Source organism: Paenibacillus phyllosphaerae, from assembly GCF_014192105.1.
Lineage (GTDB): Bacteria > Bacillota > Bacilli > Paenibacillales > Paenibacillaceae > Paenibacillus_Z > Paenibacillus_Z phyllosphaerae.
This window is the reverse complement of record NZ_JACHXK010000002.1, coordinates 145,271-169,250: the sequence shown is the minus strand read 5'-3', so window position 1 is coordinate 169,250 and position 23,980 is coordinate 145,271. Positions and strand designations below refer to the sequence as shown.

At 55.1% G+C, this 23,980-nt stretch carries 21 protein-coding genes; 5 read left to right on the top strand and 16 right to left on the bottom strand.

Features of this window, described 5'->3' with window-relative positions:
• Positions 1-14: 14 nt before the first annotated feature.
• The 7 genes from FHS18_RS04795 to FHS18_RS04765 all read right to left on the bottom strand — a co-directional run bounded on the left by FHS18_RS04795 (position 15) and on the right by FHS18_RS04765 (position 4,821).
• Positions 15-971 carry an AAA family ATPase gene (locus FHS18_RS04795; protein ID WP_183597569.1) on the bottom strand — a complete coding sequence of 319 codons (957 nt, stop codon included), beginning with the start codon at positions 969-971 and terminating at the stop codon, positions 15-17.
• A gap of 143 nt (positions 972-1,114) precedes the next feature.
• Positions 1,115-1,465: a stage V sporulation protein AE gene (gene spoVAE, locus FHS18_RS04790; protein ID WP_183597568.1), complete on the bottom strand. Its 351-nt coding sequence runs from the start codon at positions 1,463-1,465 to the stop codon at positions 1,115-1,117.
• A gap of 19 nt (positions 1,466-1,484) precedes the next feature.
• Positions 1,485-2,495, bottom strand: a complete 1,011-nt coding sequence (gene spoVAD / locus FHS18_RS04785) for a stage V sporulation protein AD (protein WP_183597567.1) — start codon at positions 2,493-2,495, stop codon at positions 1,485-1,487.
• 1 nt (position 2,496) lies between these two features.
• A complete protein-coding gene (spoVAC, locus tag FHS18_RS04780) occupies positions 2,497-2,982 on the bottom strand; it encodes a stage V sporulation protein AC (RefSeq protein WP_183597565.1) in 486 nt (161 codons plus the stop codon).
• Positions 2,983-3,326: 344 nt separating this feature from the next.
• Positions 3,327-3,899, bottom strand: a complete 573-nt coding sequence (locus FHS18_RS04775) for a nitroreductase family protein (RefSeq protein WP_183597563.1) — start codon at positions 3,897-3,899, stop codon at positions 3,327-3,329.
• 171 nt (positions 3,900-4,070) lie between these two features.
• Entirely contained in the window at positions 4,071-4,418 is a 348-nt protein-coding gene (locus FHS18_RS04770) for an ArsR/SmtB family transcription factor (RefSeq protein WP_183597561.1), read from the bottom strand.
• Entirely contained in the window at positions 4,405-4,821 is a 417-nt protein-coding gene (locus FHS18_RS04765) for an SRPBCC family protein (RefSeq protein WP_183597559.1), read from the bottom strand. Before FHS18_RS04765 ends, FHS18_RS04770 begins: the two co-directional genes overlap by 14 nt.
• 287 nt (positions 4,822-5,108) lie before the next feature.
• Here FHS18_RS04765 and FHS18_RS04760 point away from each other — a divergent pair, with 287 nt between their 5' ends.
• A complete protein-coding gene (locus FHS18_RS04760; RefSeq protein ID WP_183597557.1) occupies positions 5,109-6,167 on the top strand; it encodes a putative glycoside hydrolase in 1,059 nt (352 codons plus the stop codon).
• A gap of 78 nt (positions 6,168-6,245) precedes the next feature.
• Here FHS18_RS04760 and FHS18_RS04755 read toward each other — a convergent pair whose 3' ends face one another.
• Positions 6,246-7,196 (bottom strand): helix-turn-helix transcriptional regulator, encoded by a 951-nt coding sequence (locus FHS18_RS04755; RefSeq protein ID WP_183597555.1) that lies wholly within the window; start codon positions 7,194-7,196, stop codon positions 6,246-6,248.
• A 197-nt stretch (positions 7,197-7,393) separates the two neighbouring features.
• Here FHS18_RS04755 and FHS18_RS04750 point away from each other — a divergent pair, with 197 nt between their 5' ends.
• Entirely contained in the window at positions 7,394-8,587 is a 1,194-nt protein-coding gene (locus FHS18_RS04750) for an SGNH/GDSL hydrolase family protein (protein ID WP_183597553.1), read from the top strand.
• Positions 8,588-8,698: 111 nt separating this feature from the next.
• Here FHS18_RS04750 and FHS18_RS04745 read toward each other — a convergent pair whose 3' ends face one another.
• From FHS18_RS04745 to FHS18_RS04715, 7 genes are all read right to left on the bottom strand, one after another.
• On the bottom strand, positions 8,699-10,099 hold the full coding sequence (locus FHS18_RS04745) for a glycoside hydrolase family 30 protein (protein ID WP_183597551.1): 1,401 nt from the start codon (positions 10,097-10,099) through the stop codon (positions 8,699-8,701).
• Between the two features lie 43 nt (positions 10,100-10,142).
• Complete coding sequence (locus tag FHS18_RS04740) at positions 10,143-11,615, bottom strand: glycoside hydrolase family 30 protein (RefSeq protein WP_183597549.1); 1,473 nt, start codon at positions 11,613-11,615, stop codon at positions 10,143-10,145.
• The gene (locus FHS18_RS04735) at positions 11,612-13,612 is read right to left on the bottom strand and encodes a glycoside hydrolase family 2 protein (protein WP_183597548.1); all 2,001 of its coding nucleotides are present in this window, start codon (positions 13,610-13,612) and stop codon (positions 11,612-11,614) included. The genes FHS18_RS04740 and FHS18_RS04735 overlap by 4 nt, the downstream gene beginning before the upstream one ends.
• A 135-nt stretch (positions 13,613-13,747) precedes the next feature.
• Positions 13,748-15,367, bottom strand: coding sequence for an extracellular solute-binding protein (locus FHS18_RS04730; protein WP_343060403.1), 1,620 nt, complete (start codon positions 15,365-15,367; stop codon positions 13,748-13,750).
• Between the two features lie 58 nt (positions 15,368-15,425).
• Positions 15,426-16,313 carry a carbohydrate ABC transporter permease gene (locus FHS18_RS04725; protein WP_183597546.1) on the bottom strand — a complete coding sequence of 296 codons (888 nt, stop codon included), beginning with the start codon at positions 16,311-16,313 and terminating at the stop codon, positions 15,426-15,428.
• Positions 16,314-16,479: 166 nt separating this feature from the next.
• Positions 16,480-17,526 carry a LacI family DNA-binding transcriptional regulator gene (locus FHS18_RS04720; protein WP_183597544.1) on the bottom strand — a complete coding sequence of 349 codons (1,047 nt, stop codon included), beginning with the start codon at positions 17,524-17,526 and terminating at the stop codon, positions 16,480-16,482.
• Between the two features lie 399 nt (positions 17,527-17,925).
• Entirely contained in the window at positions 17,926-18,120 is a 195-nt protein-coding gene (locus tag FHS18_RS04715; protein ID WP_183597543.1) for a hypothetical protein, read from the bottom strand.
• A gap of 415 nt (positions 18,121-18,535) precedes the next feature.
• Here FHS18_RS04715 and FHS18_RS04710 point away from each other — a divergent pair, with 415 nt between their 5' ends.
• Together FHS18_RS04710 and FHS18_RS04705 are read left to right on the top strand one after the other, a co-directional pair.
• Complete coding sequence (locus FHS18_RS04710; RefSeq protein ID WP_183597542.1) at positions 18,536-21,589, top strand: LamG-like jellyroll fold domain-containing protein; 3,054 nt, start codon at positions 18,536-18,538, stop codon at positions 21,587-21,589.
• Positions 21,522-21,770, top strand: a complete 249-nt coding sequence (locus tag FHS18_RS04705) for a dockerin type I domain-containing protein (RefSeq protein ID WP_183597541.1) — start codon at positions 21,522-21,524, stop codon at positions 21,768-21,770. Before FHS18_RS04710 ends, FHS18_RS04705 begins: the two co-directional genes overlap by 68 nt.
• 82 nt (positions 21,771-21,852) lie before the next feature.
• Here the strand turns inward: FHS18_RS04705 and FHS18_RS04700 are convergent, their stop codons facing one another.
• Positions 21,853-22,863, bottom strand: coding sequence for a substrate-binding domain-containing protein (locus FHS18_RS04700; RefSeq protein ID WP_183597540.1), 1,011 nt, complete (start codon positions 22,861-22,863; stop codon positions 21,853-21,855).
• Positions 22,864-23,050: 187 nt separating this feature from the next.
• Here FHS18_RS04700 and dapA point away from each other — a divergent pair, with 187 nt between their 5' ends.
• Entirely contained in the window at positions 23,051-23,935 is an 885-nt protein-coding gene (dapA, locus tag FHS18_RS04695) for a 4-hydroxy-tetrahydrodipicolinate synthase (RefSeq protein ID WP_183597539.1), read from the top strand.
• Positions 23,936-23,980: the final 45 nt, after the last annotated feature.

Here is a 23,980-nt window from a genome sequence, read left to right as displayed (position 1 = left end):
TGTAAGAGCATAGGCTACCGTTCCAGCCTTACAGGCACATTGGTCTGCTTGATGACGGTATCGATAACCTCTTCCGTCGTCAGCCCGCTCAGTCTGGCTTCCGTATGGAGCACGATCCGATGGGCCAAGACGACATGAGCCAGCGACTTGATATCATCGGGAATGACATAGTCCCGCTCCTGCAGGAATGCCGCCGCCCGGGCAGCCGCCAGCAGCGAAATTGCGGCACGCGGGCTGGCGCCTAGCTGTACGCCGGAATGCTCGCGCGTGCTGCGTACGATGCGCACTAAATAATCGCCGACCGCTTCGTCGACATGAACGCCGCGAACCTTCTGCATCAGCGCGGCCATTTGCTCGCTGTCCGCGACCGGCGCGAGCTTATCCGTCGGCGAGGTAGAGTCCGGCGCCAGCAGCATCATCCGCTCCGTCGAAGCGTCCGGATAACCGAGCGTCAGCTTCATCATGAAGCGGTCCAGCTGCGCTTCAGGCAGCGTGTATGTGCCTTCGAATTCGATCGGGTTCTGCGTTGCGATGAGAATGAACGGCGTCGGCAGCGGATAGGACTCCCCGTCGATCGTCACATGGCGCTCTTCCATCGCTTCGAGCAGGGCAGACTGCGTCTTGGTCGTTGCCCGGTTAATCTCATCGACCAGGAGCAGATTCGTCATTACCGGACCCGGACGGAAAATAAACGCTTCGTCGCGCGGATGATAGATCGCCACGCCCGTAATGTCAGTCGGCAGCAGATCCGGGTTGCATTGCACGCGGCGGAACTGACCGCCGATCGTTTTGGCCAATGCCTTAACCAACTGAGTCTTTCCGGTACCCGGTACATCTTCAATGAGAACGTGCCCGCCAGCGAGCAGCGCAGTTAGTAATCGGTCGATCTCGACTTTTTTCCCCAGGATACAACGTTCCAAATTGCTGCGTATCAAGTTGCATAATGAGTATTCTGCCTTATTCTTATCCATTGACTGCATACCTCCCGGAGTATCGAAATTGAGCCTATGTTATTATTTTACAAAAAGTTTGCTAGTGCCGTACAGCCGATAGATTACAAAAAAAATTGGAGAATCCCACAGGGAATCCTCCAATGCTTGTTCGGTGCGTATATTCAACCTTTGGGACGGACGACCAAGGCCGCCAGGAACGAGAAAATAATCGCTGCCGATATGCCCGCGCTCGTCAAATCGAATATCCCCGTTATGACGCCGATCCAGCCATCCCGGTAATATTCCGTCAGCGCGCCGTGCACCAACGCGTTGCCGAAACTGGTGATCGGCACCGTGGCGCCGGCCCCCGCAAAATCAACGAGCGGCTCGTACCAGCCAAGCCCGTCGACGATGGCTCCGGTCACGACCAACGCGGCCATCGTATGGGCGGGCGTGAGCTTCACGACATCGAACATAAGCTGGCCGATCACGCAGATCGCCCCACCGATAATAAAAGCCCAAATGAAGTGCATTCGCTTGATACTCCCTCCTTTATTGCGCCCGTTCAATCGCTACCGCATGCGCGATGCCGGGAATGCTCTCCCCTTGCTGGAACGACAGCGGCGAGAGGAGCGCTCCGGTCGCCACGACAAGAATTCGCCGGAATTCGCCTTGCTCGAGCCGCTTCAGCAGATGCCCGTACGTCACGACCGCGGAACAGCCGCATCCGCTGCCGCCTGCCTGCACTTTTTGCCGCGCGACGTCGTACACGAGCAGTCCGCAGTCAGTGAACACGGTATCGTTCATCGGCACGCCGTCCCGGACGAGGAGGTCCTTGGCGATGCCATGACCGACCGTCGCCAAGTCGCCGGTGACGATGAGATCATAGTCTTTGGGTTCGCGCCCGGTATCGTTAAAGTGGGTCTGGATGGTATCGACGGCCGCCGGCGCCATCGCAGCCCCCATATTGAACGGGTCCTTAATGCCCAGATCGACGATCTTGCCGATCGTCGCGCATTCGACGACAGGGCCTTTGCCTTCCGGCGCGACGACGACGGCCCCTGCGCCCGTAACCGTATATTGCGCGGTCGGCGGCTTCTGGGAGCCATATTCGGTCGGGTAGCGGAACTGCTTCTCCGCCGTGCAATTGTGGCTGCATACGCCGGCCAGAACCGAATTGGCCGCGCCGGAATTGACCATGAGCGAAGCGATGGCTAGCGATTCCATCGAGGTGGAACATGCCCCGAACATGCCGATATACGGCGCTCCGATCGATCGCGCGGCGAACGTGCTGCTGATGATCTGATTCATCAGATCGCCGCCGACGTAGAAACTGAGCTCCTGCTTATCCACGCCAGCCTTCTTCAGCGCGAAATCCGAGGCCTGCTCCATCAGCAGGCGTTCAGCCTTCTCCCAGCTCTTCTGCTGCAAGTCCAGTTCCGGGTGCACCAGATCGTAATCGGCTGCAAGCGGTCCGTCGCCTTCATCCGGGCCAACGACGGTAGCCGCTCCAATGATGACAGGCCGTTTCTCGAACCACCAAGTTTGCTTGCCGCGCAGCATCTTAGTGTCCCTCCACGCCGAACGCCATGTAGATGATCCCGATGAAGAAGGCGGCTACCGTCCCATATACGATTACGGAACCTGCAAGCTTGAACATATTGCCTCCTACGCCGAGCACAAGGCCTTCGCTGCGATGCTCGAGCGCCGCCGAGCACATCGAATTCGCGAATCCGGTGACCGGAACGGCCGTCCCGGCTCCGGCCCATTGCGCGATTTTGTCATACACGCCCAGACAGGTTAGAATGACGGACGTTAAGATCAGGATCGCGACGGTCGGATTGCCCGCTTCCTGCTGCGACATGCCGAAGGCATAGACGAATAAATCTTGAATGACTTGTCCGAGCGTACAGATCAATCCGCCGACAAGAAAGGCCCGCAGGCAGTTACGAAGTACAGCTCTGGACGGTTCGCGCGTCTTGGCATACGTTTGGTACTCCTGCGGCGACATCGTCATCTTTTTATACTTGGAGCCGGCTTTGGTTGCCATGTAGGTGTCATCCCCCCTTAGTTGGATTCATGATGTTAAGCAAAGCCTGAATCAAGTATTTGTTAAAATAACTTTCCTTATGCCGAAGGCCTCGGGACGGGAAAAAGACAAAAAACCTCCGAATGGCATACATCCGGAGGCTTCAATCAGAATAACGACATTAATAACAAGACAACGAGCACCACATACAAGATCAAGATCAGGATGAGCAGATCCACGCTTCGCCGCAACATAATTGCAGCTCCTCTCGCATCGAAATAGGCTTATGTGCTATCGTATGCGGGCAGAGGCGGATGCGGAGCTAGTCCGTGTTTGTTTCTTCCTTAAATAGGAGAACGATCGCCTTACGATTCGATCCAGACCGTCTTGGCGGACGCCTCTTCCCGGCGCGGTCCAGGCGGCGTCATATCCGGCTCGCCAATGTAGAGAAGTCCCAGAACGCGGTCCACCGGTCGAAGCTCGAACGCCTCGTTCATGAGCGGATGGTAGGCGGGCTCGCCCGTGCGCCATACCGCGCCCAGCCCAAGTCCATGAATCGCGAGCAGCATATTCTGGATCGCCGCGAATACGGCGCCGTACTCTTCAATCTCGATGACGCCGGGACGATCGACAGGTGTCACCGCGACGCCGATAATGACCGGTGACCGGAACGCTTTCTTGCGCGCATTCTCTGCCTTCTCCTGGCTTTCGGGCGAAGAAGGCTCGGCTTCTCCTGCAAGCGCGATACGGGCATAGGCATCCCCTAGCCGCGACCGCCCTTCTCCGGTCATGACGAAGAATTGCCACGGCTGCGTCATGCGATGGTTAGGCGCCCACACGCCTGCTTCCAAAATACGTTCGATCGTTTCCTTGGCGATCGGCTCCTGCTTTACTTTGCCGATCGATCGTCTGCTGCGAATCGCTTCGAATAGTTCCATCGTCGTCCTCCGTTCTCTTCTTCCCTCGTATTATCCAACCCAATTGTAACACAATTCACCGAGTTATTCTCAATGAATTCTCAATTAGACCTGACTTGAAGAGAAAAAGAGGCGAGCGATTCCCCCATCTTCAGGAACCACATGCAGACGCCTGAAAGCCAGATTGAAGCTTCAAGGCTCGTCTTCGTCCGATTCCACGAGCTGCTTCAGCAGCAGCAAGCGGTTATCCCAGTAGCGATCGTAGTAAGCCAGCCAGCGCTTCAACTCAAGGAGCGGCTCCGGCTCAAGCCGATACCGCCGTTCTCGGCCTACCTTGCGTTCCTTCACCAAGCCGGCGTCAGCCAAGATGCGCAAGTGCTTGGATACGGCCGTGCGGCTCATCGGAAAATGTCCGGTCAGCGTCGTTACCGGCAGCTCCTGATCAACGAGCAGCTGGAGCAGACTGCGCCGAGTAGGATCGGATATGGCCTGGAATACATCCGGTTTGGCATCGGCAGCCTTCGAATTAGCGTTCGACATACGCGCCCAGCTTCTGGACGATTCCTTCCCAGCCTTGGGACATATGATCGCGAACCGCTTCGTGCGGCTGGCCGAACTCGGTCACTTGGTTCGCGGTCCAACCGGAGTGGATGAGCGTAAACTCGGTCTTCCCGTCCTGCTCGACCAACTCGAAGGTTAACGTCCAGTCTTTGCCCCAATTGAACGACAGACGGTTCGGCGGGTCGATGACCGTTACTTTGCAAGGGGACTTGCCGAATTGCCCGGCTTCGAGATGGAATTCGTGGCCTAGAGCCGGCTCGAAATTGTTCGGCATGAACCAAGCCGAGATGCCGTCAGAAGTAGCAACGGCCTTCCACACCTTCTCGATTGGCGCGTTCAGCAGCAATGTTTTGCGAATATCCGGTAATGTTTCTTGTGTCATGTAAGACAGCTCCATTCTGTGTCATGAGATTATAATCCATCATACACCTGCAAAGACGACTCCCATATAAGCTTGTACGATGCCCAGCTATTTATGAAGCGGCGTATCGGCCAGCCGCATTCAAAATGAAACCTTTTGGTTTCCTTTCACATAATACGAAACCTTTTGGTTTCATGTCAACTGCCATTTTCCTCCGTGCCCAGTAGGTGCGTGCCTGTTCCTTTCCGCTCCTTGCCCGAATATATTACTAGAAGCCTATATGACATCAGGAACGAAAGGTGATTGACATGAATCGAAAGGTGAAGCGAGGAAGCAGCACGCATGTCAAAGGCATCTATATCAGCTCAGAGGTACTGATGAACGAGGAGCGCCTCGCGAAAGTGATCGATCTGATGTTCCAGACCGGTCTCAATGCAGCGGTTATCGATATGAAGGATGATCAAGGGAATGTGAACGGCCGTCGCATCCGGAACTTCGAGCAGATTCTGCAAGGATTCAAGGATAACGGTTTCTATCTAATTGCCCGGGTAGCGGCCTTCCGGGATCCTGCGCTCGCAAGGCGGCGGCCTACCTTGGCGCTCAAACGCAGACGGGACAGCGCATGGGGAACGGAGAGCGCGGGCTGGCTGGATCCCTATAAGCGCGCCTGTTGGGACTATGTCGTGGGCGTTGGCATCTCGGCCGCCAGGCTGGGATTCGATGAAATTCAATTCGACTATGTCCGTTTTCCTTACCGCGGCGTAGGTCCAGAGCAAGAGGATCGAGCAACAAAGTTGACGCAGGCAAGCCAAGCGCAGACGATTGCGGACTTCTTGTCTTACGCCAAATCTATGCTCTCCTCGCATGACGTCGTTATCTCCGCCGGCGTATACGGCGCGATTACGTCCACGAAGACGGATTCGGGAATCGGCCAGAAGTGGGATCTGATTGCGCAGCATGTCGATTATATCAGCCCAATGATGTACCCTTCCCTGTATCCCAAAGGCATCTACCGGATCGTACAGCCCGAGAATGAGCCTTACAAGATCATTCAACGCGGTTTGTTCGACGCCAAAAGAAGAAATCAGCTGCTTCAGAAGAAAGGCAAGCACGCAGCAAAAATTCGTCCTTGGTTCCAGGACTTCTCCTCCGCAACGGCCAAATACGGGCTCAAAGAGCTCCAAGCCCAAATTCGCGCCGCCAAATCCCAGGGCATACATGAATTCCTGCTGTGGAACGGTTATGCCAACTATTCGTATGAATCGCTGCAGGTGACGAATACGCGAAAAAGAACCGCCAAGCCCGCGCGCATTAAACGTACTCTCGGAGCGCTGTCGAAACCTTTTTTCCCGAAACGGCAAGCCTAAGACGCAAGACATTAGAAAAGGCGACGAGTCCGCGGATTCGTCGCCTTTGGCATATGTAAACGATGTGGCAGAAATCGGCTACTGATAGAGACGAGCCCAATCTTGCAGCTGATTCTTCAGCGATTCCCGCACCGACTTCGGCTCTAGAATCTCGGCGGCCGGCCCGTACTGCAGAATCCAGCGGATGAACTCCTTCTCGTTGTTGACCGTCACCTCGAAGGTCAAGCTTCCGTCCCGGTTATCCTTCATCCGCGGATGCACGAACAACTCCTCTTCCTTAATATACCGAGCGACTTCTGCATTGAAGCGAACCTTGAACGTGATGTTCTTGTCCCCTTGCTCAATCGACCACGTGTTCTTCAGATGCTTCTTGATGCTGAAATCGCCTTTATCGAAAGTCTCGCCCGTAACTTCTACCTTCAGGAAGCGGCTCATTCGGAAGGTGCGGATGTCCTTCTTGGCATGGCAATAGCCGATAAGGTAGAAGCGCTGGTCCCGCGGCACGAGATAATAGGGATCGATTCTCCGCTCCGTCGTCTCGTTGCGGGACTGCGTATGGTAGACGGTATCGATCGAGCGCTGCTCGATGATCGCCTGGATGATCGGCTGCAGGAAATTCGGGCTCTCCTTCTTGTAAGCAGGCGTGCCCATCTGAATAATCCCCGCAATGTCCCCGATCAGATTATTCTGACGCCGCTTCTCCCTCATATGCGTAGCCATTACTTTATCATAGGCCGAATCGAAGCCCGGCGGCAGCTTCTCCTTATCGAGCAGCGACGGCAGCAGCGAGAACACCATCGCTTCCTGCTCCGAGAAATTAAGCGGATATAAGTAGAAATTGCCCATGAACCGATAGCCCGTCCCCCGCCCGTCGTTTGTAATCGGCGCGAACGAGTCGAGCAGCTGCAGATCACGGTAGATGGTCCGTATGTCGACCTCGCATTTGAAGGCCAGATCGGCGGCCGAGATGCCGGGATTTGCCTGAATGGCATTGACGATTTTGAAGATGCGAATGACTTTGTCGATCATGGTGACTCCCCTTGCCTATAGGTATTAAGTCTCAGAAGTGACCTATTCGACGAATTCCTGCCATTTCCTCCAACAAAATCTGCGGGTGAATCGCATCAATATTAAGGTTGGCATAAACAATTCGGCCGCCTCAGCCGATATAGTGGCTATATCACTATCGGGTTTTACTAGATTTGAATGTTGGAGGTTTGCCTGTATTGAAACGATTCTCAGTCTTGTTAACGTCTGCGCTATTGCTGCTAACTACATTATTCAGTCCGACGACATATGCTCAGTATCAGATCCAGCCTGAGTTCAAATTTCAATTGCCGAGCGAGATTCAACTGGTCGAGGGCCAGAAGTTTGCCATCTACTATCGGAACGTTATCTTGAATTCCAACCTTTACTTAGCGAATGACAATTATCTCGTCTCTGCCCGGCAGGTGACCGATGATACATATGGGCAGCCTGCTACTAACCGTTACAACTGGATGTACGTTCCGGAGGTCAAGTATGCCTCGCGCGACATGGTGATCGAATTCCGGCTGATCGATCAGACGAACGGGAATGTATTGACGCAGAAGCAAGTGACGTTCCATATCAAGCCCAATTACGTGTCCAAAACCACGACGATCATAACGCTTGGCGACAGCTTCGTTGACAGCTACGGCGTATCCGAAGCGCTGTACGGCTCGGTGAGAAAGGGCTATCTGAACATGATCGGCGTCAATAAGTCCGCGATTCCCGGCGTTATGGACGATGCCTGGGGAGGCTACGGATATCGCTGGTATACGACGGAGTCATACGGCTATCGGCGGGCTGACCGGCCTACCTCGGATTTGAAGAACGGCATGACGCGCAACCAGTTCATCAATACCTACACCAAGAAGTTCGACTTCTCGTTCTATATGCGCAAATACCAGAAGGGCTATGTCCCGGCTGCCAAAGAAGGCAAGCATGTCGATGCCGTCGTCTCCTTCGTCGGCTTGAATGACGCGATCTGGATTACGACCGAGGAGCTGAAGCGTACGCTGCCTCAGCGCCAGAACGAAATCATCGAGGTCGTCAATTCGATTAAGCGCTACGATCCGAACATCGCGATCTTGCTCAACACGCTTACGCCGCAGCAAGCCAATGACAATTACTTGATTAATTACGGCAAGAGCGCCGCTTACCCGGCGCAGGTCAAGACCAATCAGGAGTTGTGGAATCAAATGCTTCTCGACACCTTCGATACGCCGCAGCTGCGGGCACGCAATATCTATGTGCTGCCGACATCGGCGAACTTTAATCCGCAAAGCGATATTATATCGGATAAGGGACTGACGATCAGCGTGCATCCGACGAAAGCCGGCGCGGCGAATATTGCGAATGTCGCCGGTTATGCCTTATCCAATCTGTTGATGAAATAATAGAAATCATAATAGAAATAAATAGAAACGCTTAAGAGGCCCGCTCCTCCTATCATCGCCAGTCGATGATGGAGGAGCGGGCCTCTTATTTATCTTGATCGGCGAGACTGTTTATCGCCACCGATAGGTGCCGACCGTCTTCGCCGGCAGCGCTGCCGTGAACTGCCATCCCTCGCAGAGCAGACGGAAAGATTGCTCCTCGTCCGTCTGATTGATGACGGTGGCGACCAGATTCCCTTCCGGATTGGCGAATACAACGTTCGTGACCGATGGCTGTTCCCCGCCCGTGCTCATGATGCGCTTGGCCCCAGGACGAAGGAATCGCGCGAATTGGCCGAGCAAGTCATATTCCGGCGTCCGCCAATACCGGTCCGGCTGGTCGGCGTCCTGGATGAACATCGTCGGACCCGGCGTGCCTAGCCATTGATGGGTGCCGATCCGGCTATCGAGCATCGTAACCCATGCGTTATAGCTGCTTGCATAGTTGCGGAAGTATTCGGCGATTCGCGCCGCTCCAGCCGTTCCCCATACGGAGCGTTCGGTCAGATAGATCGGTTTATCCGGGTATGCGGCCGCTAGCTCGCTCATGACCGACGGCGAGCCGTCATAATCGTGCAGCGCGATCCCGTCCACCGCAGCGTAGCCGGCCGCGTCATTCAGAATCGGAGCGACATAAGCGAATGCATCCTCGAAGTTATGGTCGAAGATCCACAGCTTCGTCGCAAGACCATTCGCTGCAAGTTCAGCCTTCAGCGCGATCGCCAGCTCCTTCTGCCGTTCCGGCGGCATATGGCAGCTGGGATAATCCGTCTCCAACAACGGTTCGTTCTGCAGCGTCATCGCATAGATCGGGATCCCTTGCTCCGCGTAAGCGCCGATCGCCATCCGATAGTAACGGGCAAGCGCCTGCGTATATTCGTCCCCTTCCTTCAACCGGCCGCGCTTCAGCGAATGGTTCGTCTTCATCCAGGCCGGCGGGCTCCAAGGCGAGGCGAAGATACGCACATCGGGCGCAGCTGCGAGCACCTCCTTCACCGTATCGACGATGCCCAGGTCAATGTCCCGCTGGATCGTGAATCGCGCAAGCTCAAAGTCCGTGTCGCCTTCGGGCAGATCGTTATACGTATAGAACGGCTGCGCGGTGAAGTCCGACGTGCCGACCGTTATTCGCATGAGGTTGAGGCCGATGCCATGCTCCGGATTGGTCAGCTCGCGAATGATCCGCTGCCTCACGTCCGGACTCATCCGGGCTAAATTATGGATCGTCGTCTCCTCGAGCGAAGTGCCGATCCCTAGCAGCTCCTGCATGTGGTGCGCAGGCGTCACAAGAATCGTCGTCGCTAAGCTTGAGGCGGCAGGCTTCGTTAGCGGAATGGCCGGCCGCGCTTCCAGCGCATACCGGTTCGGCATCGGCCCTGCGAACCAACCGGCGTCGCCTGGCGACTGCTCGGAGCTCCACCATACCTCGACTTGATCACCTGCTATTTTCGTAGATGCCGCAGTTTCGGTCATGTAACGTCACTCCCTCTTCCATATATCGATTAGGTCGGACCCGCTAGAGACCCGTTGGCAAGAATGCCGGCCACACATAGGTTGCGGCAGCTCCCGCAGGCAAACGGACCGGATACGCTTGATCGCCCAAACGGACGTCGAAGCTTGCTTCGGTCTGCGCAGTATTGAAGGCAACGAGCACGATTGCGCCATCCGGATTCCGGAAAGCGACATGGCTCAGCGCTCCCTCTTCCATACCGCTCGAAGCGATCCGATAGGCGCCGGACTTGACGAATTTGCTCGCATGGCCGAAGGCGTAATACTCCTCGTTCAACGTCACTTCGCCGGATTGCTGATTCACCGTTACGATTCCCCGGCAATCCTGGCAGCCGCCGTTCTGCGGACCATGCTGCTCATCGAGCGCCAAATTCCACTTCAGTACCGTTCTCGCCCAATTGCGCGTGGCGCCGATGATCAAATTCTGCATATCCCACTTCAAATTCCCGCCGAAGTCGGTCGCCCACTCGCCGCCGGAGCTCTCGGTGAAGTAGATCGCCTTGTCCGGGAACGCATCATGCACCTGCGATTGGCTTGCTACATCCCCGGCATACCCGTGGAACGCCGATCCGGCGATATAGCGGTTCGCCTCGGGGTCATTCAGCACGGTCAGCGGATAATAAGCCTCGTCCCAGTTGTGATCCCAGATGACGATCTTCGTATGAAGTCCCCGCTCCTCCAGCACCGGGCCTAAATGGGTTTTGATGAAGGTTGCCTGCTCGAACGCTTCCATCCGCATGCCCGGATAGCCGTCCGGCACATGATGCGGCTCATTCTGCGGGGTCAGCGCGTCGATCGGAATTCCTTCCGCCTCATAGGCCTCGAGGAACAAGGCGAGATAGTTCGCGTAGACCTCATACGCTTCCGGCTTGAGACTGCCTCCGATCAGCGATTCCGACGTCTTCATCCACGCGGGCGCACTCCAGGGACTGGCCATGATTCGGAGATCGGGATTAAGCGTACGCGCTTGTTTCAGGACAGGGAGGATGTATTCCTTATCATGCGAGATGGAGAAGCGGGCCAGCGGATAATCCGTCTCCCCTGCCGGCACATCGTCGTACGTATAGCTGCTAAGGGCAAAATCCGACGCCCCGACCGGCAACCGCAAGTAACTCATGCCGATTCCCTCGTCATGGTCGAACAGCTTGATCATCAGCTCGGCGCGCTGCTCGCCGCTCAGTTTATTGGCGATCAACCAGGCCGATGAGTCGGTGAGCGAGGCGCCGAAACCGTCGATCTGCTGGTACGTCTTCGTCGGATCAATCGCAATGGCGTTAGTTTCGCCGCTATTCTCGTCAGCCGGTATCCCCTGGATGTCGCCCCCCTGCTCTAGCAGCTTGCTCTTGTCGGGCATGGTAATCCACGTTTGGGCAGCCTGCTGCTTCGCATCGGAGTCCTCCGCAGTATCTGCACAGGCCGCTAATCCGGCACCGAGCACCGTGAAGACGCCGCACAACTTCATCAGCCGGCCCATCTTCATAGCGTCGTTCCTTCCGCTCGGGCAGACGCCACCACTGCCGCAAGACCGCCGTTCGGACGGGTCATTCTTCCGTAATCTTCGGCGATGATCGTCGCAAGCTGCTTGGCCTTGGTGCGATTCATATGATAGAGGCCGAACGTATCGATCCATTGGTTGTGGTTCACGTACCAGTTGTACATGACCCAGAAGTCGATTCCGGCCAAGTAACCCTTCGGATTAAACGTCCCGTCGGCATGCAAGGCCGCATGTTCCATGAGCGCGCGCCTAGTATCGCGGTACGTGTCCAGCTGCTTGGCTTCTTCGCCGTTGTCCTGCCCCGTCCAGTGCCCGAACTCCGTATTGAGGATCGGCTTATCCGGGAACGCCATCCTCGCTTCCTCCAGGAATGCGCGGGTCCCTTCGTAATAGGTGCTGCCATGAAAAATACCGAAATACATCGTCCACGCGGCAACGTCCAGCGGCTCCATGGACGGATCAGCCGGGCCGGGCTGATCGGCTGCCGAGCTCTGGGTGATCAGCCGGCCGTCGTTATAGCGCTCGCGCAAATCCCGCACCAGCCGTCTGTTATAAGCAAGGCGGAGCACAACGTCTTTGGATTCGTTCTGGGTGCTCCACAGGATGACCGACGGGCGATTGTACTGGGAGAACACCATCTCGCGCCACATTTGGTCCGCCAGCCCTTTGCGCTCCTGCGCCTCATAATGCGCCGTCTCGAACTGCCAGAGCGGGATCTCGCTCATGGCGAGCATCCCCAATCGATCGAGCAGCAAGTAGGTGTAGATATGATTCGGATAATGGCCGGTCCGTACCATATTGGCATTGAGGGCTTTCATCTGCAGCAGATCCGCCCGAATCCGGTGCCAGTCTGCCGTTCGGCCGGTGTCAGGCCATTCCTCGTGACGCGCGATCCCGGCAAGGAATACCGGTACGCCATTCAGCAAGATGTGCGTCTGATCCGTGCCGAGCGTGCGGATGCCGAACTGGGTGCAGAACTGGTCATGCGGTTCGTCCGGCTGAACCGTTGTCGCCGACGCCGCAGTGAATGAAGCGACGTACAGATGCGGCTGCCAGACCGACCAGAGTTTCGGATTCAGCACCTTGATCTCGTAACCCAACACGCGCACCTCGCCTGCGGACAGCTTCAGCCGATCGGTCATCGGGTGATCGATGACGGCAAGTTTCCCCTTAATCGATGCCGCAAGCGGAGAGGTTAGGAAATCGGCGCCTCCCGCATTCGCCTCATAGATTGAGCCGGCGATATCGACGGTCTGCGGAACAAGCCCGCGATTCTCGATGACGGCGCGCACCTTCAGCCTGCCGCAAGTCGTAATCGGCACCACATCCACCCGCACCACATGAACGGCTGACGTCACCTCCACATACAGATCCTGGATGACGCCGGTATAGTTGAAGAAATCCGTCCCGGCCACAGCCGGTATGATGTCATCGCGGCTGCCCCACGGCGGGTTATCCACCCGAATGCGGATGTCATTGACGCCCTCCCGGAGAAAGCTTGTCACATGAAAGGCAAAGGGGGTAAACCCGCCCTCGTGATAGCCGATCCATTGCCCGTTCAGCCAAATATCCGCGACATAGTTGATGCCCAGCGACTTGAGCGTATACGACTTGCCGGCCGCAAGCCCGTCGACAACGAACGTGCGCTGATACCAGACGCCGTCCTCGTACGTTTCCGCTGCATGGGCCGTCTCCTCCCCGGTCAGCCGGTTCTCCGGCAGCGGCAGGCCATGTTCCGCCCAGCCCGTATCTGCGCTTGCGGCGATAAATTCGCCTTCACATTCTTGGAGCCTCTTAAGCCAAGCCGCGCCGCGTTCGGACATCGAGAATTCATGATCGGCCTGGAAGCGCCGGGAACGCCAATTGCCCGCGAGCGGGATGACCGTTCTCTCCTGAGGTTCGAATGACGGGACGGGAATCCCGTTCTGGAACGGCACATCGTGCCCGTCGATCAAGCGAAGCGATAACGTCGTTTGCAGCATGGTTTTCTTGTTCTCCTTATCTTGATTCTGTGGCAAAAAGGGATGATGCCCCGTTGCCCCTTCCCGCGCTCGTCATTTCGCTTGGCGTCAGGCAACGTAACCATCATCCCTCTTGTTACTCGTTACGGGTGCTTCTTATTGGATGCCCTTCTCGTCAAAGTAGGCGTTGGCCTGTTCTTTGACATACGCGAGCACGTCGTTCACGCCTGCGGCTTCGAGCTGCTTGCGGTAAGCTTCTACCGCTTTGTCGACATCCGGCACGAGGCCCATCATGATCGGCATGCCGTATTGCTGAATGACCGAGTTCACGGCCGCTTGCTGCGATTTCACCGGCGCGTAGTCCATCACGACCGGCGCGAAGATGTTCGGCTTGCTCTGCGATTTGAATTCTTCCAGCAGCTTATCGAATTCCGGCCAGCCGCCGGCTTGTTTCACGCGCTCCATCGACTCGACCCGGAAGCCCCAGCCGGCGATGCCGTAAGCGACGAAGTCCTTCTTGCCTTCCATGCCTTTCGGCGGCGTGACGATATGCTTGCCGTCTGCATCCATCGAATAGTGCGTGTTCTCGAAGCCATAGTTCATCAGATCATAATAGTTCGGATCATTGCGAAGCTTATCAAGCACCATGAGCGAGCGCTCCGGATTGGCTGCGTTCTTCGGAATCGCCATTGCGTTATTCACCGACAGCGTCGGCATGGTACGGTTATGGAAGCGGCTGAACGGGAAGTAGCCCAGCTTGATCTCGGGATTGCTGTCCTCCATGCCCGTGATGAAACCGCCGGCGCCGGGCGCATTGCGCCAGTACACCGCGCCGTTGCCGACTTTAATGGCGTCGCCCGCTTCTTTTTGGGACGAGAGCGTATCGGACTTCCAGAAGCCTTTGTCTACCCAAGTCTTCATTCGTTTCGCCCAGTCGACGAACTCCTGCGTGAACGGATAAGCGATAATGTCTCTTGGCGTGTCATAAGAAGAGGCTACGACAACGCCGCTGTCGCCGCCGATTTGCTGATAGTCGTAGTAGGATTTGAACATGGTGAAAATCTCGTTGTAGCCTTTGCCGTTGATCGGCGTGACGTTCGGCTTCGCTTTCTTGACGCCTTCCATATACGCCTCGATCGAGTCGACGTCCGTAATCTCCGGCAAGCCGAGCTCCTGTCTCCAGTCTTCGCGGTACACGAGGCCGTCCGGCGTATATTCCGGATACGTAGCAGGGACGGCATAAATCTTGCCTTTGACCGTCGCTTCCTCCCAATCCTGCTTCGGCACGTTCTTCCACGTCTCCGGGGCATAGGTCGGCAGCAGGTCATCGAGCGCCATGAAGGCGCCTTGGTTCGAGAACTTGAAGTAATCCGCCCATGAGGAGGCAAAAATCATATCGATCTTCTCGCCGGACGCGAGCAGCAGATTATATTTCGTCGTCCAATCGGTCCACGTCGTGAAGTTCAGTTTCACGGTCGTGTTGAGGTCCTTCTCCAACATCTTGTTCCACTCGGCTACGACTTTCTCCGTATCCTTATGCGGATCGCCGAGCAGATACCAGACGAGCTCCACTTTCTTGGACGTGTCCGGCTTACCGGCCGATTCGCCCGACGTACCGGCATTACCCGATGTGCCTCCGTTCGTCGTACCGGAATTGTTGGGCTCGTCGTTGCCGCTTCCTCCGTTCGAATTGCCCCCGCTGCATGCGGATAGAATCGCAACCATCATCATAACCAGGACAAGCAGCAGACTTGAGTTCTTTATCTGTCTCTTCACGCTTGTGACGCCTCCTTCATGTGGATGAAACTCGTATATGTTAGCCGGTTAACCGGTTCTAACCTTTGACCGCCCCGATCGTCAGACCCTTCACGAAGAAGCGCTGCACGAACGGATAGAGGAAGATGATCGGGCCTGTCGCGACGACTGCGGCAGCCATCTTCAGCGTCTCCGCCGGCGGCTGGAAGTCAGGCGATAGGTTGCCGGCCACGCTCGTCTTGAGGACGGCGGCGCTGGCGAGAATTTTGTACAGCAAGAACTGCAGCGGATACATATGCTCGGACGTAATGAACAGGTTCGCCAGGAACCAGTCGTTCCAGTAACCGAGCGCCATGAACAAGCCGATCGTGGCAAGGCCCGGCGTCGATAGCGGCAGAATGAGTTTCAGGTAGATGGTGAATTCGCCTGCGCCATCGATTTTGGCCGATTCGGTAATCGATTCCGGAATCGATTTCATGAAGTTCTTCATCAGGATAATATTCCATGCGCTCAGGAGCGGCGGCAGAAGCAGCGCCATATACGAATCTTTGAGCCCCAGATTGTTCACGATCAGGATGTACCATGGAATGAGGCCCCCGCTGAACAATGTCGTGAAGTAGATGAAGAACGACAGCTGATCCCGGTATTTGAAGCTGCTGCGCGAGAGGACGAAGCCGGCCATCGAGGTCAGGAATAGTCCCAAGATGGAGCCTGCGAGCGTAATGAGAATCGTCACCCGGTAGCCGTCGATGATCTGGTCCGGATTGCTGAAGACCGTCGTATAGGCGTCAAAGGAGAACTGATCCGGAATCAGCTTGAATCCTTCGGCCAAAATTTCGTTCTCGCTCGTGAATGAGCCGGAGACGATAAGCAGGAAAGGTAGCAAGCATAACAGCGTCAGCAAGCTGATGATGCCATAGCCGATTACGTTGAACACGATCGTCGATTTCTCGGTTTTGATCTTCAAGCGAGAATACGACGAAGAACAGTAATACGGGAGCAATCATGAGGAACAGAACCTTGTTCTGGTTCAGTTCCTGGAAGAAGCTCTTCATGTCTTGGGCACCTCCATGGCGTCAATGTGGACTTGACGAGAAATGTAATCGATTACTATTTGCTGCAAAAAAACGCGGTCAGCTCGTATTCGCCTCCCCTTGGTTAGATGATCGCTCAATCGCGTAGGAGGAGGATTCCCGAACGAGTAGCTTCGAATCGACCTTGAACACTCTGCGATCGCTGAACTCATTGTGATTCATCTGATCGATCAGCTTCTCGGTCAGCAGCGCGCCCATCGTATATTTGGGCTGTTCCACCGTACTCAGCTTGGGCGTGACGTATTTCGTAAGCCGGATATTATCGACGCCCACTACGGCCAGCTCGCTCGGGATCTGGATGGAGAGCTCCCGGCATGCTTTATAGACGCCTAAGGCCATTTCGTCATTCGCCGCGAAGACCGCCGTGAATGCGTCATTCTTCTCTCGCAGCCTTAAGAAACTGCGGAACCCCCCGCTTTCATTGAAGTCCCCGTTGTCGATCAGGTCTGGAATGAACGGCAGCCCCGCATCGCGAAGCGCTTTCATATACCCCTCCAGACGCTCGTAGCTGTCGATCGCATCGGCATAGCCGCTCAGGAAAGCGATCCGCTCATGTCCTTGCTCGAGCAGATGGTTCACGACGTCCTTCGCGATCTTCACGTTGTCCGTGAACGCGCACGGAATCGACTCATGCTCGATGTATCGGCCGATGACCGCAATGCTGTACCCTTCTTCGGCTACCGCGATCAGCTCCTTGCTCGTCATATACGGCGTCACGAAGATCATCCCGTCCACGGTCCGGTTCTGCAGCAGCGATACGTATTCGAGCTCCCGTTCCTGCTTATTCTGGGCATCGCAAATGATAATCTTGTAGTCGAGCGAGTTGGCCATATTCTCGACGCCCTTGATGATCTCGGCGTAATACGAAACTTCGATGTCCGATACGACGATCCCGAGCGTCATCGTTCGCTTGGAGCGCAGGTTCTTGGCCATCGCATTCGGCGTATAATTCATCTCCGCGATCGCCTTCAAGACGCGCTGCTTCGTCTTCTCGCTCACCTGCTCGCTCCGGTTCAGGACGCGCGATACGGTAGCGACCGAAACCTTCGCCCTCCGGGCGACATCAACAATCTTGCTTTCACTCATCGCATCACTTTCTTCTGGTTAGAATTTATATGGAGATCATATCACTGAATGGAATCGATTACAATATCTTTTTAACAGAATTTTCTTTGGATCCGCCATGCGATAGTCCATAAATAGACTACTACAAGAGGTTTCGGGGAATTTGCACAGGATGGTTCATGTCGGTTTGTGTTGAAATCGATATCATAATTATGGCATCTAACGCAATAAGCCGGCCCAGTATGAACCGAGGCCAGCTTATTCCCTCCTTTTGGATAATACGGCGTTCGTATGAAGCCAAAAATGTAACCCTTTGTACGTTAAACTCATATCGTCTTTCTTGTTAATGACGATGATATGCAGCGACTCGTGTACGACAAATACCAGGGGAACGACCGATACAATCTATTTCAATCCGTATTAATAAATCTTCGCGCCGAGCCACGCAACAGCTCCGATCGCTATAAATGCGGCGGTGAAAACGAACGCATAATATCCTGATTTCGTCCGGGTTACGGTTCTGTCATCATAGACGCTCTGTTTAATCCCCGCCGCCATGTACATATCAATCACTAGACATAGCACCACCATGGTCCAATTCCGGATAAGGCTCACCAATATCCCTCCCGCGTGTATAGAAGCGCTAATGAAACAAGGCCAATTTTACCCTATTATACGCTAAATTGGGGGTAATTGGATTGAAACTGTTGTTTCCCTTGCTTCTTCATCCATTTTCATCTTTGAAAACTACCGTCTCTTGGCAAATACAACCTAACTTCATATAATCTTCACGCCTACTAAACACAGGAAAAACAACTAAAATCTATCATAATTACAATAAATAACAATATAACACAACTAATAACAGATATATAAGTCGGCATAAAACGATGATTGTGTGTTGTTATCCAATGATTGGAGGGATGCGCCCCTGTTAATGATCTGAGTCTCAACGTCTACTTGCATCCAAGTACAAACTTCATAGTGGAAACCCATTCGGAGCCTAATCCGCTACCTTCAGGAGGTCACGATGAAAAGTTCATTGATTAAGTCCGCCGCCGCTTCGCTCGTTGCGGTCATGCTCATGTCCGGTACCAACCTGCTGCCGTGGAGCAGCTCGCAAGCCTTTGCTGCCGTCGAAAGCGCAGATCAATCGCTGCTGCTTCATTTCGAGAATAACCTTACCGACAGTTCCCCGGGGAAACTGACGACGACCGCTGTCGGCAATCCCGCTTACGTCAACGGCCGGATTGGACAAGCACTCTCCTTGACCGCTGGCGGCGGGTCCAAGCCCTATGTAAGCTTAGGCAACCAACTGCAATACGGCACTTCGCAGAACTTCACCTTGTCCTTCTGGGTCAAATCGGCCAGCGTTACCTCCGACCCCGCCGTCATCTCCAACAAAGACTGGAACAGCGGCAGCAATGTCGGCTATGTCGTGGCCTTGAAAGGTACCGCGCTGAAGTGGAATTACAATACGGCCGGCGGCACGCGAATGGATGCCGACATTCCGGATGTCGTGAACGGCACCTGGCAGCATATCGTCATCTCGCATGATCGCAAGAATGGCCGCGTCGATTTTTACAAGAACGGCGCTCCTGTCGCCATTACGAAGATTAACGGCAATTATTACAATAATAGTACGAGCGCGATGAGCCTGGCCGGAAGAACCGGCACCCTTGACTCCGGATTAACGACCAACATCGGCAATGACGGCACAGGAACCTACAGCGCGCGATTGAATGCGCAGCTCGATGACATGACGGTGCTGAATCGGGCCGTGACGGCCGAAGAAGTCGCCGAGCTCTACAATGCCGCCCCTCCGATCGAAGTTTCCGACACGTTCAAAGGCACGCTCTCATTCGTCGGCGCCGCCAAAACGGTGCAAGGCTCCGAATTCACGGAACTGCTCGATTTGCGAACGCCTGACATGACCAGCGCCATCACCGCGGTGAAAGCGACCGTGATGTACGATCACGAGCGGTTCGAATTCGTATCCGCAACCAAAACAAGCCAGATCGACAGCTCGGTTCCGGGCGTATTGAAGCTTACGATTAACGCAAGCGGCGTGTACAACATTACGGATCCGCTGGAGTTTGCCAAATCCGCCGTTTCCAAGCTGACTTTCCGGACGAAAGCCGGCAGCGGCGCGGGTCAAATCGCCGTTATCGACGCGCAGTTCTATACCAATGGCACCGAATATGTCAAAGAGTCGTTCCGCGCAAAGCCAAAAACCGTCCAGATTATGAGCAAAGCCGACCAGGATTTGAACAAAGACGGCCATATTACGATCGGCGACATCGCACTTGCCGATAAGCTTCCAGCGGATACGATCAGCAGTATCGCCGACCAGGTCAAGTATATGCCGTACAAAAGAGTCGTCGTCATCGGGATCGACGGCGCTGGAGTAGCCATCTCGCCGGACGCACCATACTGGGAGACTGCCGGCTCGAAGCGGGAAACCGTCGGCAGCCGGTTGAACATCCCAAGCATACGCAATCTGGTCGATCATGGCGCAGTAACCTACACCGCCAAGACGAACTTGCCTTCCAGCTCTTCTCCGAACTGGGGAGCGATGATCAATGGCGTAGATTATAACAAGCATCTCATCGACAACAATGTCAGCGCCGCATATACGTACAGCGAGACGTCGCCTTACCCTTCCATGTTCAAAAAAGTGAGAGAAGCGATTCCTTCAGCCAAGATCGCGGCCTTCTCGACATGGAGCAATATCATAAATGGCCATATTGAACCATCGCTCGGGGTAGAAGGCCATTCCCTTGGCGACGAAGGAGATCTTGAAGCGTTCCAGCAATACGTCGCGGACGGGAAAGCAGACGATTCTTCGCTCATCTTCTTCCAATTCGATGAACTCGACGGCGCCGGCCATTCGTATGGCTTCTATACGAAGAAGTATTATGAGCAGCTGAACGAGATGGATCATCTTGTGGGAGGCATCCATGAATCGTTAGAAGACCGGGGACTGCTCGATGATACGCTCATTCTGATGATCGCCGACCATGGCGGCGGCACGGAGAATGCGGATGGGACGCTCGGCAGCGCCACCTCGCATGGCCAAGATTCCGCGCTGGCGAGAACGATGTTCATTGCCGCTAACGGCAGAACGGTTGCGACGGATACGAACAAGGAGAAGGTACTCGAAGGCGGAACGACGAAAGATCTGGCGGCAACGGTCCTCACGGCGCTGCAATTGGATGTGAACATCGGAGATTCCAAAGTCGTGAACGGCATGTTCATCCCTCAGCAGGAGCAGCAACAGCAAGGCGCGCGCAACCTTACGTTAACGAAAGTCGTCAACGCGCAGACGCAAGCGACAACCGGTTTTGAATTGTCGTACGATGATTCGGCGGCTAAAGCGCTGGATATCGAATTCGATTATGCCGACTTGGACATTCAGTCCATCTCCGCGGCGCAAGACGGCGTTAAAGTGATCAAACATGAAGCGCAGGACGGGAAAGCCCGGATCATCCTGAAAGCCGATTCCCTCCTCCCATCAGGCGTGCCGCTGGTGAACATTACGTTGAACGCCGCAGGGAATGCGGCATCGGCTGAACTGACCAAGGCGATGGCCGCGAGCACGGACGGTGAAGAAACGATGCCGAACCTGAAGTCCGAACAGAAGAATGACGAGACGGAACCACCGGTTACGGTTCAACAGACGACATTAAGCGGCAGCTCCTCTGTCACTAGCGGCTCGACATTCTCGGTGAACTTCGGGCTTAAGGAAATGACAAGCCACGTTTATGCGCAAGACGTCACGATCCAGTACGATCCGAGCAAAGCGGAATTCGTATCCGCCAAGTCGCTGCTGGATCATGTTCAACTGCTCGAAACCGCGCAGGTCAAGCCTGGCGAGATTCGCCTTCTCGTGGCAAGCGAAGGCGCCGACCATTATTTGACCGGGACGCAAGAGTCGCTCGAGCTAACGTTCAAGGCCGCATCGGTCGGCGAGAATACGGCAACCGCCATAGCGGTACAATCAGCCGTTGTGTCCGATGGGAACGGAATCCGAGCTCGCTCCGGCGGAACTCGCTATCACGATCAAGCCGGTAACGGTAACTAACCCTGCAGACGTCAATCAAGATGGCAAAGTCAGCGTCGGCGATCTGGCCATCGTCTCCTTCAACTACGGCAAGACGGAACAAGATGCAGGCTGGGCACAAATCAAATTCGCGGACGTCAACAACGATGGCATTATCGATCTGCTCGACCTCGCTGCAGTAGCCCGCAAGATACTCGGATAGACTTAACCGAATGTCATCGATTTCACGTTACACAGGAAAAGCCATGGCTAATTGCAGCCATGGCTTACTTCATGTTGTCTATCTAGTTGGATTTGTTGTAATCCGACGATCCTCGAATCAACAACGTCGATTCGATCACCGTCTCGCGCGCTTCTTCGGCGTTGTTGCTCAGGATGCCGATCAGCTTCTCTGCAATTCGGGCGCCCATGGCATACTTCGGCTGTTCCACTGTGCTAAGCGGCGGCAGCAGATAGCCTGAGATCCGGTTGTTGTCGACGCCGACCACCGCCATATCCTCGGGAATGCGGATTTGCCGTTCGCGGCATGCCCTGTAGACGCCAAGCGCGATCTCATCATTGGCCGTATAGACCGCGGTGAAGGGAAGGTTCTTGTCGAGCAGCCGGATGAACGCATCGTAGCCGCGTTTCTCCTCGAAATCGCCGTTCTCGATCAGCCCCGGCTGGAAAGGGATTTTGGAATCTCTGAGCGCTTTCATATAGCCTTCCATCCGCTCGTAATTCTCGGCGGAATCGGCATAGCCGCCGATGAAGGCAATCTGGCGATGGCCCTGTTTAATGAGATGCTGCACCACTTGACTGGAGAAATTCACGTTATCGGTCGTGCAGTAAGGCACTTTCTCATTGTCCACCGATCGTCCGACGAGCCCGATCAGATGTCCCTTGGACGCAAAGTCGTCAATCATCTCGTCGCTCATGAACGGCGCCACGAGAATCATCGCATCGACAGTTCGGTTCGGGACGAGTCCGATATATTCGAGCTCCTTCTCCGGACGGTTATCCGAGTCGCAGATGATGACCTTGTACTTGTGGCCGTAAGCCGTATTCTCGACGCCCTTAATAATCTCGGCAAAATAGGAGTTGTTAATATCCGGCACGATGATGCCCAGCGTCTCCGTCTTCTGCGAACGAAGATGCTTGGCCGCCGCATTCGGATGATAATCCATCTCCTCGATTACCTTGAGCACCTTCTGCTTCGTCTTCTCGGTCACGAGCGAGCTGTCGTTCAGCACACGGGATACCGTCGCTGCGGAAACGCCGGCCCGCTTGGCTACATCGATGATTTTATTGTCCACTGGCAATCAACCTTACTCGCATTTTTTCTCATTATAGGTGCATTTGCAATGGATTTCAATAAGCGCAGTACCGGCATTGTTCTCACCATCAAGATTATCGATCGGCACTATTCGTAACTCTCGCTAATTGAACGCTCGCTCCCATGATACAGTTAAGGCAGCAACTAATCACGAGGAGGAATCAGTTATGCTGCACGAGCAAGATTTGCAAGGCGTCTATGTCCCTGTGGTGACCCCTTTCCTACCTAATGAGGAGCTGGATCCGGAATCCTACCACCGCTATATAAGCGGGCTGTTGAATCGGGATATTCAAGGGATCGTCGTGAACGGAACGACCGGCGAAGCGCCAACCGTGACTTGGACCGAGGTGTCCACGTTGGTGCAGATCACCCGGCTATGCATGATGAGCCGGCAGCTTCCGCTTGTCGTCGGGACGGGGACGAACAATACCGCCGAGACGGTGAAACGAACGGAGCAGGCTGGGATGATCGGCGCAGATGCCGTGCTGGTCGTAACGCCGTATTACAGCTTGCCCTCGCAGGCTGGCATTGTCGAGCATTTTCGCCGCGTCGCTCAGGTCGGTGTTCCTGTCATAGCCTATGAGATCCCGGCACGTACCGGCGTGGCCTTATCCGCCGATACCCTGCTTCGTATTCTCGACTTGGACGGGGTCATCGGCCTGAAGGACAGCTCAGGCGGAACATCGCTGTGCACGGCGTTAGCTGAGGCGCAATCCAAGCCGATTCTATGCGGAGAAGACCGCTTGCTCTTGGCCATGCTGCAGCAAGGCGCCCATGGAGGTATGCTGGCATCGGCAAATTTGCAGACCAATTCCTTCGCCCAAGTCTGTCGATTGGCGGCATCCGGCGCCTATGAGCAAGCACAAGAGCTGTTCCACACCCTGCTGCCGCTTATTCACAAGCTATTCCAGGAATCGAATCCCGCACCGCTCAAATGGCTGCTCGCCCGGCAAGGTCTTATTGCCTCCGATCAGGTTCGACCGCCCATGGGATCGGTCTCCTCGTCATTGGAGCAAGAGTTAGCCCTGCTGGTCTCCGGCTTGCCCGTCTAGCTGCTGCTTCGAATGCCGTAAGCATAGTTATCCTTCAAGCAATCC

Excerpts from the sequence above, each read along its gene's own strand:
- FHS18_RS04795 (WP_183597569.1), bottom strand. The coding sequence starts at position 971 with ATGGATAAGAATAAGGCAGAATACTCATTATGCAACTTGATACGCAGC.
- spoVAC (WP_183597565.1), bottom strand. The coding sequence starts at position 2,982 with ATGGCAACCAAAGCCGGCTCCAAGTATAAAAAGATGACGATGTCGCCG.
- FHS18_RS04745 (WP_183597551.1), bottom strand. The coding sequence starts at position 10,099 with ATGACCGAAACTGCGGCATCTACGAAAATAGCAGGTGATCAAGTCGAG.
- FHS18_RS04710 (WP_183597542.1), top strand. The coding sequence starts at position 18,536 with ATGAAAAGTTCATTGATTAAGTCCGCCGCCGCTTCGCTCGTTGCGGTC.
- FHS18_RS04765 (WP_183597559.1), bottom strand. The coding sequence starts at position 4,821 with ATGACACAAGAAACATTACCGGATATTCGCAAAACATTGCTGCTGAAC.
- FHS18_RS04735 (WP_183597548.1), bottom strand. The coding sequence starts at position 13,612 with ATGCTGCAAACGACGTTATCGCTTCGCTTGATCGACGGGCACGATGTG.
- FHS18_RS04705 (WP_183597541.1), top strand. The coding sequence starts at position 21,522 with ATGGGAACGGAATCCGAGCTCGCTCCGGCGGAACTCGCTATCACGATC.
- FHS18_RS04775 (WP_183597563.1), bottom strand. The coding sequence starts at position 3,899 with ATGGAACTATTCGAAGCGATTCGCAGCAGACGATCGATCGGCAAAGTA.
- spoVAE (WP_183597568.1), bottom strand. The coding sequence starts at position 1,465 with ATGCACTTCATTTGGGCTTTTATTATCGGTGGGGCGATCTGCGTGATC.
- FHS18_RS04755 (WP_183597555.1), bottom strand. The coding sequence starts at position 7,196 with ATGATCGACAAAGTCATTCGCATCTTCAAAATCGTCAATGCCATTCAG.
- FHS18_RS04740 (WP_183597549.1), bottom strand. The coding sequence starts at position 11,615 with ATGAAGATGGGCCGGCTGATGAAGTTGTGCGGCGTCTTCACGGTGCTC.
- dapA (WP_183597539.1), top strand. The coding sequence starts at position 23,051 with ATGCTGCACGAGCAAGATTTGCAAGGCGTCTATGTCCCTGTGGTGACC.
- FHS18_RS04770 (WP_183597561.1), bottom strand. The coding sequence starts at position 4,418 with ATGTCGAACGCTAATTCGAAGGCTGCCGATGCCAAACCGGATGTATTC.
- FHS18_RS04720 (WP_183597544.1), bottom strand. The coding sequence starts at position 17,526 with ATGAGTGAAAGCAAGATTGTTGATGTCGCCCGGAGGGCGAAGGTTTCG.
- spoVAD (WP_183597567.1), bottom strand. The coding sequence starts at position 2,495 with ATGCTGCGCGGCAAGCAAACTTGGTGGTTCGAGAAACGGCCTGTCATC.
- FHS18_RS04760 (WP_183597557.1), top strand. The coding sequence starts at position 5,109 with ATGAATCGAAAGGTGAAGCGAGGAAGCAGCACGCATGTCAAAGGCATC.